Source organism: Anaerolinea thermolimosa (genome assembly GCF_001050195.2).
GTDB lineage: Bacteria > Chloroflexota > Anaerolineae > Anaerolineales > Anaerolineaceae > Anaerolinea > Anaerolinea thermolimosa.
The window spans coordinates 64060-78336 of the sequence record NZ_DF967966.1; the positions used below are offsets into that span (position 1 = coordinate 64060).

The window sequence follows — 14277 nt, forward strand, 5'->3', positions numbered from 1 at the left end:
GAGCCAGAGATGGAGCTCACCCCTTCCCTCCCCGCGAAGGTCAGAACCGTTTACAATGGAAGCATGGAATCGATTCGTGAACTCTACCGCATCGGGCATGGGCCTTCCAGCAGTCACACCATGGCGCCGCGGTTTGCAGCGGAACAGTTTGGTGCGCGAAACCCTCAGGCACATGCGTTCCGTGTCACCCTTTATGGCAGTCTGGCCGCCACCGGGCGCGGCCACCTGACCGACGTAGCCATTCAGGAGGCGCTCTCTCCCCGCCGGGTGGAAATCGTCTGGTTGCCCGATCAGGAGTTGCCGCTTCATCCCAACGGTATGGAATTTACCGCGCTTTCGAAAGAGGGGGAAACCATAGATTTCTGGCGTGTTTATTCCACGGGTGGAGGGGCGCTTCGCGCAGAAGACGAACCCTCAGAGCGTCCGTCCCCTTACCCTTTCCAGACCATGGGTGAGATCCTCAAATATTGCACGGCCAACGGTTTGACCTTCTGGGAGTATGTTGAGCAATGTGAGGGGAGGGAAATCTGGGATTTTCTGGCCGAAGTTAACCGGGTGATGCATCTGGCGATCGAGCGTGGACTGCAGGAAGAAGGGGTGTTGCCGGGAGGGCTGGGGGTTTCACGCCGAGCCTGGGCTTTTTACCGAAAGATCGACCTGAGCGGTGGAAAGATGGTGCGGGAGGGCTTTCTGCCTGCCTATGCCCTGGCGGTGGCCGAAGAGAATGCCACCGGCGGATTGATTGTCGCCGCTCCCACCTGTGGTTCCAGCGGTGTGTTGCCGGCGGTGATCCGGCATATTGAGGATACGCTCTCGACCACCGAGCGCCACATACTGCGGGCACTGGCCACCGCCGGGCTCATCGGCAACCTCATTAAACATAATGCTTCTATTTCGGGGGCCGAGGTGGGCTGCCAGGGTGAAATCGGCGCGGCCTGTGCCATGGCTGCAGGCGCCGCGGCCCAGCTGATGGGCGCAACCATCCGTCAGATTGAGTATGCCGCAGAGATGGGGCTGGAACATCACCTCGGCCTGACCTGCGACCCCGTGAACGGCCTGGTGCAGATTCCCTGCATTGAGCGCAACGTTTTTGCCGCCACACGCGCCCTGGATTGCGCTACCTTCGCTCACTACTCCGATGGCAGTCATCGGGTTTCTTTCGATGAGGTGGTCAAAGTGATGAAGCAAACCGGCAGTGACCTGCCCCGTCTCTACCGTGAGACCGCCGGTGGCGGGCTGGCCATCACCTATCGCTTTCCGCCGAAGACTGGAATCCCGCGCTCCCCGGCGCGTTAATCCTCACGGGCTTGCCCAGACCTCAATGTACACCGGGCAGAAAGAGAAGGCAGTCTCTACTTCTACCAGTTTCCAGTCGGTTCGGTAAGGGCCGGTGATTTCAGGGATCTTCAGGACGACCACCACTTCGACTGTTTCTCCCGGTTTGACGGTCTGGGGCAGGTCAATGACCCCTTTTTCGGCGATTTTTGCTCCCCCCACCTGGTAAAAGTCAATCGCTTTGGCATCCCAGGTGGCCGTGCCGATGTTCTTGAGCGTCCAGCGCACGGTTACCTTGCTCTCAGGTTTGACGGTAGCCCCATCCCGGGGTGATTGTTCTACCAGCAGGCACGTATAAGGAGAGGGCGTGCCTGTGGGGGTCGCTGAGGGTGGCGGAGTGGGGGTTCTGGAAGGGATGCGCGTGATGGTTGGGGTGAAGGTGGGGGTGGGTGTGCGTGTGTGGGTAGGGGGCAGGGTGAAGGTAGGGCTGGGGGTGACCTGCTGGTTCAATTTGGCGCGTGCAGTGAGCAGAGCGGCCTGTTCAGAAGCGGCCACCGTTTGCCGGGCCGCGGCCTCCAGCGTGGCTGCTTTGCTGTCAAACGTGGGCGTAGTATTGCCCCTGCAAGAAGCCAGCCCCAGCACCAGAATGACCATCCCGGAAGTGATCAGCCAGTTCCATTTCCACTGCATGGGTTGCCTCCCCACTGTTTCTCTACTGAATTTGGGCCTTTTTGCTTAAGATCGGGCAGGGATCAGGTTATGTAAACACGCACTTCATCGCCATCGGGTTCGTTGACCTCGACGGCAATGGGATCGTGGTTTTTATCCATCTCTTTCAGGAGGGGATCGATGTTTTCGAGCACGGCCTGCTGTTCGCTCAGCCCCGGAATGCGATGCCCGAAAAGCTGGAAAGCCCAGCGCGTGAGGCGGAGAGGAAGGGGGAAGCTAAGACTCACCCGGTGCCCGCTGTGCTCCCGAATGCGCAGATGCACCCAGTGGGCTCTCTGGCTCCACCAGGCCACCAGCATGGCGGCCAGCCCGAACAACAGAGGAAAGAAACCGCAAACAAACCAGAACTTCCACTGATAGAGATCTCCCAGAGCAATCAACGCCGCCCCTATGGCAAAGACTCCCATTCCTGCCCACAGCGGGATCATCCACCAGCGTTTCCAGAAAGCCAGACGCTCTTCGAGATCGTCCTCGATAGCCTGCCCGGCAGGCGGAGGTGGCTCATCGGGTGGAGGCGGGGTAGCCTTGCTTCCACCAAGGAGGGCCGCCCCTTCCTGGACGCTCAGTTCACCCTGTTCGACCTTTCGTAAAATATCGCGCAAATCCTCACTCATGCCAATCCTCCTCCTGCTCTCATTGTACATCAAGTTAATACGACAGCCTCCGCTGAGGGCGGTGAAAACTCAGCGGAGGCTTTCGCCAAAGGAGGAGACAGCCATGATCAAAACGGAGGTGTGTTCTTGATCGTCTCCGATGCCAATCATACCGCGTTTCAATCTTCCGGGTAGATGGATTTTGTCATTCTTCAGGCGTGATCTTACTCACGGAACAACCTGGCATTCCTCTTGCAACGCAATGGATCATCAATCGGTCATTTTGAAACGGCAGATGCGCTTGACGCAATCGAACGCTTATGCTACTATCGAATCGCAATCTTAATAGATATACGTTTGGTCCTTTTCTTAAGGATGCGAGCCGCGTTTGTCCGCTCCTCTTTGCGGCAGGCGCCTGCCATTCACAGAAGGAGAATACGAAGATGAAAAAGGGAATGCAATTTGTTGTTCTGGCGGGCCTCTTCCTTGCGCTGATGTTGACTTCGGCGTGCACCCTGCGCGCTTCCAAAGCGCCTGCCCTTACCCCCTCGCCGACCAGCGAGTTGCTCTTTCTAACCTCCACGCCGGTAGCCGACGCCCTTGCCACGCAAACTGCCGCGGCCAAACCGGCGGTGGCTACTGCCACCCCTGAACCCCTCCCGCAGCCAACAGAAGCGCAGGCAGGCGGTGGGCAGGAACAGGGCGCGGCTCAGCCAGCGGCCAATCCCATTCCCACACTGACGCGTCCCACCACCTATACCCTTCAAAAAGGCGAGTGGCCCATTTGCATTGCCCGCCGTTATGATCTCAATCTGAGCAGTTTCTTCGCGCTGAATGGCCTGAATATGAATTCGCGCCCACAGGTGGGAGCGGTGTTGAAGATCCCCGCGACCGGCAACTGGGACACCAGTGCACACGGCGCCCGTGCCCTGCGCGCCCACACCGATTACACCGTCAAATCGGGGGATACTATCTATACCATCGCCTGCTATTACGGAGACGTCTCTCCGGAGGGAATTCTGGCGGCGAATGGTCTCAGCAGCCCGGCGGATATCAAAGTGGGGATGAAACTGAAGATCCCATAATCCACATACGGGGCCGGTCAGGATTGAAGCCCTGAATCCAGAATCAGGCGGGGCCAGCCCCGCCTTTTTTCTTTTCGGTTCGGCTTCCAGGAGCCTCCCTTTTTCGGGTTTCTTCCCTCGTCTGGCGTACCGTCTTCGGGCAGGGTAAAATAAAGCTCTGAGAGAGGAGATCCCCGCGATGAAGCATCAGCTTTTGCAACGATCCGTCGTTTACAATGGAAGGGCCTTCAGTGTGGCCTTGCACCAGTTGCGCCTGCCCGATGGCCGTACCCGTTCGTATGATGTGGTGGAGCATAACCCCGCCGTTACCGTGGTCCCATTGACCGCTGAAGGCGAGGTGCTCTTTGTGCGGCAATTCCGGGTTGGGTCTGGCACCGAATTGCTTGAACTGCCCGCCGGTGTACTGCAGGATGGAGAAGATCCTGCCGAAGGGGCGGCGCGCGAAATCCGCGAAGAGACGGGCTTTGCCGCGGGCCAGCTTCATTCGCTGGGCGGGTTCTTTATGGCTCCCGGTTACTCTACCGAGTACATGCACCTGTTCCTCGCCACCCATCTTTCACCCGATCCCCTTCCGCAGGACGATGACGAATTTTTACAGCTGGTGCGCCTGCCAGCCGGTCAGGCCGTGGCGATGGCTCTGGGGGGAGAAATTCAGGATGGAAAGACCCTGGTGGCCCTCCTGCTGGCGCGCTCTTTCCTCCCTCTCTAAAGCGTATCTTCTCTGAAAGGCATTCCAGTTATGTTCCTTACCACCCGTTTCACCTTCGGAACCCATCTGCTAGAGGCGTACGTGCCCGGCGCGTTTATCTCGCTGGCGCATCTCAACCGTCAGGATCGCGTTTACACGTTCACCAGCCCGGTTTTCGAGGTCAACGGAGAAACGCGCGGAAACTTCCTCTTCCATCATGTCACCGGTCAGCGTACTCACAAAGGAGGCTGGGAAGACCTTCAGCTGGGCTTTACCTCTGTCGGTGATCCTGATCTTTACCTGCGCATTACCTTCCGCAGTTACCATAATTCAGAGATCCTGCGGATGCGCTTCCGCCTGACGGCTTCTGCCCCCTGCCAGTTGACCAGGGTCAGCGGCCAGAATCACCTGACGTACTTCGGGTTGAAGCTGCCCCCGGGCCTGGTGGAGGGGCTTTCTGAGGTTGCTTTCAGTCAGTATGAGCCGGTGCTTCATTCGTACCTGCCCGGGGTAGAGTATTACCCGCTGGAAGATACGTTTACCGGGCAGGTCTTCCCCGGCCCGCTCCTCCTGCTGGATAGCCCGGAATCCAGCTTTCTGGTGGCTTACGAACATGGGGCGGATTACCCCGATTCATTCCTTGCCTTCACTTTAACGGAGGACGAAAGCGGGGGGCGTCAGCTTCTCCTCAATGCCCGAAAAGGCAATTACTTCCACGGCCAGCCGGTTGGCCCCGACCAGGCCTTTGAGTCGGTCTGGTTTGAAGTCGGGTTAGTGGAAGGCCAGCTTGGAGACCTGCTCCAGCGGTATCGAAGCTTTTTGCACCACGAAGTCAGCATGAGCGTTGCCTCGCGCCAGCCCTTCCTTGCTTACAACACCTGGAATTTTCAGGAGCGCAACCACCTTTATCACGGCAAGCCGTACCTTGAGTCCATGCATCTGGAGCGTATTCTGAAAGAGATCGATGTGGCGCACCGGCTGGGCATCGAGACGTTCGTCATCGATACTGGCTGGTTTGATCGCCCCGGCGACTGGAACGTGAACCTCACGCGCTTCCCGGATGGGTTGAAAGAAGTAAAACGCCGGCTGGAGGACTGCGGAATGAAGCTTGGTCTGTGGTTCAACCCGCAGGCGGTGGGGGTGCGATCGAAGATTTTTTCGGAGCACTCTGAATATGAGATGACCTGGCAGGGGAATCCCCACGATCACTGGGTGGTCTGGGAAACCGAGGAGAGCACTGCTTTCTGCCTGGCTTCCGATTACGCCGATGCTTTTGCCAGTGTCATGCTGCGCTTCCGTGAGGAGCTGGGGGTGATGTATTTCAAGTGGGATGGCCTCGGGCAATTCGGGTGCGACTCGCCCCATCATCACCACGGGAATGAGAAGAACTCCCCGGAGGAGCGGGCCGATAGTTATGCTTATCAGATGGGTCTGCATCTCATCCAGATCGCCGAAAAGGTCACCTCACGTTACCCCGATGTGGTGATAGATTTCGATGTGACCGAATGCGGGCGCTTTATGGGCCTGGGATTTCTCTCGGTGGGGCGGTATTTCCTGATTAACAATGGTGCGTATGCCAGAGATTTCGATACGCCCGAATCGCTGGGTATAGATGCCTGGATGAACATGTTCTTTTACCCCGGTGCGGCGCGGGCGCGGGTGTGTCGGCGGAACGCATTGTATGATCTGCTGGCTCCGGCCAACCTGTTTATGGTGCACTTTTTACCCGATGGACCCCGGCTTTCGCTTGAGAACAATCTGGCTTCGCTGGTGCTGGGCGGGAATGCTCTGTGGGGCGACCTGCTTTCTCTCTCGGAAGAAGAAATCACATTCTGGGCGCAGGCGCTGGCCGATTACAAGCGGGTTCGGCAGGCCACGACGCGGGCCTATCCCCTCACGCGCGGTTTTATCGGCGCCAGCCCGGAGATCCACGAAAAGATTGACCCAGAAGCGGGATGTGGCCTGGTGACCTTCTTCACCACCACTCCGGGCGAATTTACTTACCTTACCCGGAGCCTCAACCTTGAGAAACTGGGCGAGATCAAAGGCGCCGATGCCTGGGAGATGACCCATGACGGGCGCCTGAAGCTCACCGTGCACCTCGGCCGAGACGGTGCGCGGACGGTTTTCCTGCTCCCGAAAGAATCTACCGACAGACAAGGAGGGTAATCGATGGGATATTCTTTTTTGCTTCCTCTGCACAACCTGCTGCGCTGGTTGCTGCTGGCGGCGGCCCTGTTTGCCGTGATCCGCGCCGCGATGGGCTGGTTCGGAAAGAAGAGCTGGGCCCCCCTGGATGATCGGGCGGGGTTCTGGTTCACGATGGTGATGGATTTGCAGGTGCTGGTAGGGCTGATTCTGTATCTTTTCTTCAGCCCACTGACGCTGAGCGCCTTCCAGAACTTTTCGGGGGCCATGCAAAACCTGACGATGCGCTTTTTTGCTGTTGAGCACATCGGGATGATGATTGTGGCGCTGGTGCTGGCGCACATCGGGCGCGCCAGGGTGCGAAAAGCCAGCGATGCTTCCCTTCGCCATCGCCGCGCCCTGGTGTGGTATGGGCTGGCGTTGCTGGTAGTGCTTCTGGCCATCCCCTGGCCATTCAGCGGGGTTCCCCGCCCCTGGATTCGTTTTTAGCAGGGTGTTTTTCCGGCGCGGTAAAAATACCGCGCCGGTTTGTTCATCCTGCAGGGGGGAATTACCCTCTGGAGCTGACGATCTTCACCAGTTCTTCGCTGACGAGCGAGCCATCCAGGCGCACAAGGGCGAAGTTCATTTCTTTGTACGACCACACCGCCCGGCCGATGCCATGCTGGTTGAGCAGATCGCAGAAGGCGCGGTGCCAGTTCAACCGGCTGGTCAGCGGCGCATGATCAATGGCTCCGTATTCACCGCAGTAAAGGGGCAGATGGGTTTCGTTCAGGAAGTCCACCGCTGGTTGAAGGAAATAACGCAACATGGCTTCATCCATGCGCTTGCCGCGGTAAGCGGCGAAGGCTTCCTGATATTGCGGATGGTTTTGTAAAAATTCTTCCAGCCCGGGCAGGTCGCCGGGGAATTCCGTGACTCTGTCGTAGGCCTTCAGGAAGTCTACCCAGGGGGCGCGCTGATGGGTGAAGGGCATGGGTTCGTAAAAATGGAAGGTGTAGACGATGTGCGGGTCATCCACACGTGCGATCTCTTTGAGCTTCCAGGCCGAGTTGTACCAGTTGCCCCCGATCATGATCCAGCGATGACGATCCACGGCGCGGATGCGCTCCACGGCGCGGTGCGCCAGGCGATTCCACGGGTCGCTGGTGGGCAGAACCACTTCGTTCATTAGCTCCAGGATCAGCTCCGGCTTGCCCACACCGGCATATCGCCGGGCGATGGCCTCCCACAGCGCCAGGAAGCGCTCCTGAGCGGCGGGGTCGTCGAAAAGGGTGTTGCGATCGAGGGTCGAAAAGCTGAAGCCCGGCGCATGGTGCAGGTCGAGCACCAGGTTCAACCCGGCTTTGCGGCACCATTCGATGCAAGAGTCAATATAGGCGAAGCCGCTTTCTTTGTAGACAAAGGGGTGTTCATCGTCTTCCAGCACAGGGTAATCAACCGGCAGGCGAACGTGATCCATACCCCAGCTGGCGATGCGCTGGATATCTTCTTCGAGGATGAAGCGCCGAAAATGTTCATGGTCATAATGCCCGTACTGAGAAATCCATCCGCCCAGGTTGACCCCTACCTGAAATCCACTGAAGTTTTCCATAGATTATCCTCCCGGTGAAAAAGGTGAATCACAATTTTCGATCCTCAAACGCCCCACCATACCCCGGCCAGTTCTTCCAGGCTTTTGACCCGGCTCAGAACAGCGCGGCAGGCGGGGCTGTCGAACACGTTGAATAGATGGAGAAGGCTGGCGCTCATGGCGCGATGAGCAAATGCCGTGCCGGTGGGGCCGCAGTAGCCATAGGCGTCGAGAAAGGCCTCCAGCAGGGGTTTTTCACCGCCCCATCCCTGAAGGTGCAGTGCGGGCAATTCATAGAACAGGCTTCCGGTGCGAGCGTCGCCAAAATCAATGATCCCGGCGGTTTCCCAGTGGCCGTCAACCAGCCGCCCCAGAAGGTGATCGGCGGTGAGGTCGGCGTGGACGAGGTGAGGGGCTTCTCCGGGCAGAAGGAAATGATGGGTTGGGCAAAGGAAAGACTCGATCTCATCACAGAGGGAAGCGGGCAGGGTTCCCCACGCACGCTGACGTCCGGCACAGCCTTTGCGCTGACCGTCCAGAAAGTGGAGATACGCCCCCCAGTCGGTTTCAAAAGCGCCTTCTGCCGGTAGCGGCAGGGAGTGCAGTGCGCGCAGCCAGGCGCCCATCTGGCGGGCGATGGAGAGGCGCTCGGCATGGGAGATTGCGGCCCAAACCTCCCCCAGGCTCACACCGGGGAGCAATTCAAAGATCAGATAGGGCCAGTGCCAGTCGGCGCCGGGCGGTTCAAGCGCGCCTGAGGCCAGTAAGGCCGGGGTGGGCAACACCGGACGGGCGCGTAAGAGTTCGGCGGCGGCCTGTTCTGCCATGAATCCGCGTTCACCATCCAATAACCGCCCATAAAATTTGACCAGCCAGCGCTCTTCCACGATGAACACCGGATAGGTGCCGACGATTCCGGTGCGGATGACCTCGCAGGGAGTGAAGCGATGGCGACGGCACACCTCACGCACGTAAGGCCGCCAGAAGGCAACGTCGGCAAACAGGCGCACGTAGCCCTCGCGGGTGGAGAGGTGATCGAGCGGGTGAGTCATGGCCGGTTTCTACGGGTCATAACCTCCGGTATTCTTCCCAGGCATAGAGGTTGGCCGGGTCGAGGGCGAGCACCAGGCCGAGTGCGCTCTTTGCACCGGGGCGGTCCTTCAGGGCGGCGGCGGCCAGCCCGGCGATGAGAGTCTGATTAAGGCGATGAATTTTTTGCTGATCGTCATCGAAAACCGGGCTGGGGTGGCCGGAATAGAAATAATTCCAGCGGAAGGGCTCTTCTGCGGCTTTTTCAGCGCGGCGTTTTAGTTCCTTCAGGGCGGCGCGGCCTTCATCGGGGCGGCCAAGCTGGATCAGTGCCAGCCCAAAGCAGGGAGAAAAGTGCTCCAGGTGCCGCTTTGGGTCAATTATCCATTCAAACGCGGCGCGGGCGTCATCCCTCCGGTTCAGAGCCAAAAGCGCCAATCCCCGGTAGTAAACGGCATGGGCGATGATCCCATCCCACGGGTGCTCACCGAGGTTCGCCGGGAAGCGGGTGGCTTCCTCCAGGTGGTGAAGGGCGGTCAGGGCATCGCCGCCTTCCAGCGCGCGGCGGCCAATGAGCCAGTGGGCATCGGTGTACTGCCCCGAGACGCTCCCCTCACCGCCTTCCCAGGCATGGAAGGTGCGCCGGGTGGCGATCTCGAGGGTTTTTTCGGGTTGCCCCAGGCGGTTGTAAAGGCTCATGAGGGTGACCACGAGGTCGTCACGCTGGTCTACCACCTCCCGACGGCTCTCCAGCAGGGCCAGGCGCTCTGCCGGGTCAACCGCTTTTCGGCGCAGCAGTCCGTCGTACTCCATGAGCAGACGTGGGTCCTGTGGGGCGGCCTGCAGGGCCTTCTGGTAATGTTCCAGGGCGGTATCGAGGTCTTTTTCAAGGTTATAAGCGGCCAGCCCCAGGTTGCGCCACGGGATCGAAAAGTTGGGTTCGCCCCGAGCGGCTTCTTTCCAGTGGGTGACGGCCTCAGCGTGGCGGCGTTTATCGTACAAAAGGTTGCCGAGGTAAGAATGGGCGCGGGCATCCTGCGGGTTGGCTTTAAGGGCCGCTTCCAGCACGGTCATTTCTTCCAGCCGCCACGGAAAACAGTACTTCGGGCTGGCCCCGGATGCCTGCGCATACCACCTGCTGGCCTGCTCTGTTTTGCCCTGTTTCTCAGCCAGCCAGCCCAGGGTGTAGGCAACCATCGGGTAAAGGGGAGAGATCTCAGCCGCCAGCTCCAGCAGAGAGGTGGCTTCGGCGTAGAGCCCGGCTGAGGCATAATCGAAAGCGAGATCAAGGTAAAGCTGGATATCATCTCCGGTGATCTGGCGGAATTCTTTCAGGTACTGTTCCGCCAGCGCAGTGTTTCCCTGCGCTCTGGCGATGAGGATTCGCTCAAGGCGTGACCCTGCGTCCAGCCGGTCGAGGGCGGCCGTCTCCGCGGCTAGCTTCTCTGCGGCGGCCAGATCTCCCTGTCGCCGCAGGGTTGCAGTCATGAGATGACGCGTTTTAAGGCATTCCATGTTCACCGAAAAGGCCTGCCGCAGGCGCTCCAGGGCGGCGGCCGGGTTGCCCTCCCGCAGATCGAGCTGAGCCAGTGCCAGAGAAGCCGGGGCTTTCCATCCGGCATTCCAGGTGGCTTTGGCAAAAGCCGGGCGGGCTTCATCGTATCGCTGCTGGTAGAAGAGCGCCAGCCCCAGCCCATAATGAGCTTCGCCGTCGTAGGGGTTATAGTTCCAGGAAGTAAGGCGCTCCACCGCCTTATGGAAGTGCGCTTCAGCCTCGGCGAACAGACCGCGCCGCAGGAACGAACGCCCCAGAGCAATGTGGCAACGCGATTCGCCCGGGTCGCGGCGCAGGGCTTCTTCCCAGTAAGCTTCTGCCGAGAGGGTTGGATGGCGGTATTGCTCGATGTGCAGGCCGCTCAAATAAAGCTGTTCAATCTCCACTGTTTCTTGCGGAGAGAGCGGGGGTTTGTAGGGTTCGGCCATAGTGCCATCCCAGGGTGGTTCAGGCCGGTACTGGATCAGTACCTCGCCGGTGGGGGAGAGCAGGCACAGGCAAAGTTCCTGTTCAGTGATCCCTGCGGGCAGGGCCACACGGGCTGTGAAGGGACGACCCGGCCCCAGCGAAACGGACTCATCAAGGAGGGTCTGCGCTCCGGCAGTCAGCCGCACTCGCGCGTCCTCCAGGGCCTCTACGGCGTACACACCCACGCTGGCTTCTCCCTCGAGCACCTCCAGGTTGAGCGCTCCATGCAGATTGGCGTTTTTCACCCCGCCGATCTCCTGCACAGGGAACCAGAACTGGCTGAAGGTTTTCGTCTCGTAGGGCATGATCCATGAGAAATCGGGCTGGTTGTCGGTGTAGACCCCGGCCATCAGCTCCAGATATTCGCCGGTGTCGTCCATGAGGTTGCGTTGCCACTGATGCCCGAAATCTCCATTGCCCCAGGTGAAGAATTTTTTCCCCGGTGAGATGCCCGGGTCTGCCACGTGCACCACCCCGGCGCGGCGGGCATGATCGTACCCGCCAAAAAACGGGTAACGCGAAGGCCCGGCAAAGAAAGAAGTGGCCACCGGTGAATTGGCCCAGTAACTGATGTCGGTGCCCTCGCCGTAATCCCAGCCGTTGAACTCGCCGCGCGCGATGGGGTAACTGGTGACCGGGTTTTTGACATGGTAGACCGCGTAATGCACGTCAGGAGGGAAGATGACCTGGTACTGTTCGTTGATGTGCACCCCGGCGTTGGCCCACCACATGAAGGTCTGCGGGAAGGGGGTGCGGTTATAGAGCCGCGCCTTTGTCTCGACAAAGGCCTTGCCCGGGTGCAGGCAGATTCCCACCATTCCTTTGGTGCGCTGGAGCGGCTCGTGTTCACCCATCCACACAGTAATGGCGCCATCGGGGTGTTCTTCGATGGCAAAGTGGGTGGGGTCGAAGGTGGTGGGGCGATGGTGCTGGGGCCAGTTGAATTCCACCCCGCCCGAAATCCACGGCCCGAAGAGCCCGATGAGCGCGGGCTTGATCACCCTGTGGCGGTAGAAAAAGTCATACCGGTTGGTTTTGTCCAGCCCGGCGAAGATGCGCCCGCCGAGCTCAGGGAGCAGGATCATCTGAAGATATTCGTTTTCCAGCACCACGGCGGTGTAATCCCGCTCTACCTTCTCACTCGAAAGACGGTCGATGTAGGGGTGGGGGTAGATATTACCTTTCGCCCCCTGGATGTTACGGTTTTCGAAGAACATGGGGTTAGGATCGGGCGGGAAGGCCGGGTAGGTGGGGATGGTCATGCGTTCAACCCGCACTGTGACAGAATTCCTGGATGCTCCCATAGCAGATCACCTCATGCAGAAAAACGGGGGAAAAATCGATGGGTTCGAGGACGGCATTAAGAATCGTATAATGGATTATACGGGCCGTCAATTGAAAAAAAGCGGCTTTTTTGAAAGGAGCAAAGGATGAGCCGGTTCCAGAAGTGGGTTGTGGGCTGGTGGGTGTGTTCCTGGTTTATAAGCCTCATGCTCACCGGCTGTCAGAAGCGCCCCTGGCAGGATGTGCCTTCGGACGTGTGGTGGAAGGATGCCGTGTTTTATGAGGTTTTCGTGCGTAGTTTTTACGACAGCAATGGAGACGGAATCGGTGATTTCAAAGGGCTGATAGAAAAACTGGACTATCTCAACGATGGTGATCCTCAAACCACGACCGATCTGGGCGTAACTGCACTCTGGCTGATGCCCATCCATCCTTCACCTTCGTATCACGGGTACGACGTCACTGATTACCGCACGGTCAACCCGGATTATGGCACGCTGGATGATTTCAGAGCCTTGCTTCAGGCGGCTCATGCGCGGGGGATGAAGGTGATTATCGATTTTGTGATCAATCATACCTCGGTAGAACACCCCTGGTTTAAGGCTTCAGCTGCGGGGGATGAACGTTACCGCAACTGGTACCTGTGGGCTGACGAAAACCCGGGTTATCCTGGTCCGTGGGGTGACCCGGCCTGGCATGAATTTAACGGGCGTTATTACTACGGGGTGTTCTGGTCGGGAATGCCGGATCTGAATTACAACAACCCGGAGGTCACCGCTGAAATCAAGTCGATTGCTGCCTTCTGGCTTAAGGATGTGGGGGTAGATGGCTTCCGCCTGGACGGTGCGAAACACCTGATCGAAGATGGGCAGACTCAGGAGAACACCGCCCAAACGCATGCCTGGTTGAAATCTTTTCACGCCTTTGTGAAAGGTTTGGCTCCTGAGGCCGTGGTGGTTGGCGAGGTCTGGTCACCTTCGGAACAGACCGCCCCTTACGTGCAAAACGGTGAGCTGGACCTGGCGTTTAACTTTCCGCTGGCCGATGAGATGATCTCAGCAGTCAGCTTTTACGACGGGCGGCGGATGAGCACAGCCTTGATGCAGCAGGCGCGAATTTACGGAGATGCCCCCTACGCGCCTTTCCTTTCCAACCATGATCAGCCCCGGGTGATGACCCGCCTGCTCGGAGATGAAGATCGGGCGCGGGGGGCCGCCAGCCTTCTGCTTACCGCTCCCGGAGTGCCTTTCCTTTACTACGGAGAAGAAATTGGGATGAGCGGCGGGAAACCCGACCCTTCCATTCGTACCCCCATGCAGTGGTCTGCTGATGAGCAGGCTGGTTTTACCACCGGTGTACCCTGGGAGCCGGTCAACCCGGACTACCCGCAGAAGAATGTAGCCGTGCAGAGCAGGGATAACGCGTCTCTGCTTGCCCATTACCGCCAGCTCATTGCCATTCGGAACCAGCATTATGCCCTGCGTAGCGGAGCCTATGTGCCCGTGAAGGCCAGCAACAGCCGCCTGTTCGCCTCGCTCCGCACCGCCGAAAAAGAAACCATCCTGGTGCTGGTTAACCTGGGGAAAGAGCCTGTCTCAGCTGCAGCGTTGAGCTGGGAAGAAAGCCCTCTGCGCGGGGAATACAGGCCAGCTCTGTTGCTGGGGAAGGGCACACCCGCCCGGCTCAGGGTGGGAGCGAAGGGAGAGGTCAGCGAGTTTCGCCCTGTTGAAGAGATCGCCCCTTTTTCAACGATCATCATCCAGTACCGTCCGTCCGAGTGATCGGGCCGGGCCTGAGGTGGCCCTTTGCACGCTGGGCGAAGGATCGGCTTTGAGGAAGTTTTGTTCAGA

General features: G+C 59.0%; 11 protein-coding genes. 6 read left to right on the forward strand and 5 right to left on the reverse strand.

The genetic code is table 11. The features are described from left to right. Positions 1 to 63 precede the first annotated feature (63 nt). Positions 64 to 1296, forward strand: a complete 1233-nt coding sequence (locus ATHL_RS15760; RefSeq protein WP_062195881.1) for an L-serine ammonia-lyase — start codon at positions 64 to 66, stop codon at positions 1294 to 1296. A 3-nt stretch (positions 1297 to 1299) separates the two neighbouring features. On the opposite strand, the gene ATHL_RS15765 is transcribed toward ATHL_RS15760, so the two are convergent. Continuing rightward, entirely contained in the window at positions 1300 to 1965 is a 666-nt protein-coding gene (locus tag ATHL_RS15765; protein WP_062195798.1) for an NBR1-Ig-like domain-containing protein, read from the reverse strand. A gap of 62 nt (positions 1966 to 2027) precedes the next feature. Next, entirely contained in the window at positions 2028 to 2618 is a 591-nt protein-coding gene (locus tag ATHL_RS15770) for a hypothetical protein (RefSeq protein WP_062195800.1), read from the reverse strand. Between the two features lie 422 nt (positions 2619 to 3040). Between ATHL_RS15770 and ATHL_RS15775 the strand changes: the two genes are divergently transcribed. The 4 genes from ATHL_RS15775 to ATHL_RS15790 all read left to right on the forward strand — a co-directional run bounded on the left by ATHL_RS15775 (position 3041) and on the right by ATHL_RS15790 (position 7007). Continuing rightward, positions 3041 to 3682 carry a LysM peptidoglycan-binding domain-containing protein gene (locus tag ATHL_RS15775; protein ID WP_062195802.1) on the forward strand — a complete coding sequence of 214 codons (642 nt, stop codon included), beginning with the start codon at positions 3041 to 3043 and terminating at the stop codon, positions 3680 to 3682. 178 nt (positions 3683 to 3860) lie between these two features. Further along, positions 3861 to 4391 (forward strand): NUDIX hydrolase, encoded by a 531-nt coding sequence (locus ATHL_RS15780; RefSeq protein WP_062195804.1) that lies wholly within the window; start codon positions 3861 to 3863, stop codon positions 4389 to 4391. A 30-nt stretch (positions 4392 to 4421) separates the two neighbouring features. Beyond that, positions 4422 to 6539: an alpha-galactosidase gene (locus ATHL_RS15785; protein WP_062195806.1), complete on the forward strand. Its 2118-nt coding sequence runs from the start codon at positions 4422 to 4424 to the stop codon at positions 6537 to 6539. 3 nt (positions 6540 to 6542) lie between these two features. Then, positions 6543 to 7007 carry a hypothetical protein gene (locus ATHL_RS15790; protein ID WP_062195808.1) on the forward strand — a complete coding sequence of 155 codons (465 nt, stop codon included), beginning with the start codon at positions 6543 to 6545 and terminating at the stop codon, positions 7005 to 7007. A 61-nt stretch (positions 7008 to 7068) separates the two neighbouring features. Here the strand turns inward: ATHL_RS15790 and ATHL_RS15795 are convergent, their stop codons facing one another. From ATHL_RS15795 to ATHL_RS15805, 3 genes are read right to left on the reverse strand one after another with little or no spacing between them, the layout of a single operon-like run. Beyond that, positions 7069 to 8112 carry a glycoside hydrolase family 5 protein gene (locus tag ATHL_RS15795; protein ID WP_062195810.1) on the reverse strand — a complete coding sequence of 348 codons (1044 nt, stop codon included), beginning with the start codon at positions 8110 to 8112 and terminating at the stop codon, positions 7069 to 7071. Positions 8113 to 8156: 44 nt separating this feature from the next. Beyond that, positions 8157 to 9143 carry a phosphotransferase family protein gene (locus ATHL_RS15800; RefSeq protein WP_062195812.1) on the reverse strand — a complete coding sequence of 329 codons (987 nt, stop codon included), beginning with the start codon at positions 9141 to 9143 and terminating at the stop codon, positions 8157 to 8159. Positions 9144 to 9159: 16 nt separating this feature from the next. After that, entirely contained in the window at positions 9160 to 12447 is a 3288-nt protein-coding gene (locus tag ATHL_RS15805; RefSeq protein ID WP_084001598.1) for a tetratricopeptide repeat protein, read from the reverse strand. 126 nt (positions 12448 to 12573) lie between these two features. Here ATHL_RS15805 and ATHL_RS15810 point away from each other — a divergent pair, with 126 nt between their 5' ends. After that, positions 12574 to 14208, forward strand: a complete 1635-nt coding sequence (locus ATHL_RS15810) for an alpha-amylase family glycosyl hydrolase (protein ID WP_062195816.1) — start codon at positions 12574 to 12576, stop codon at positions 14206 to 14208. The last annotated feature ends 69 nt before the right edge of the window (positions 14209 to 14277 follow it).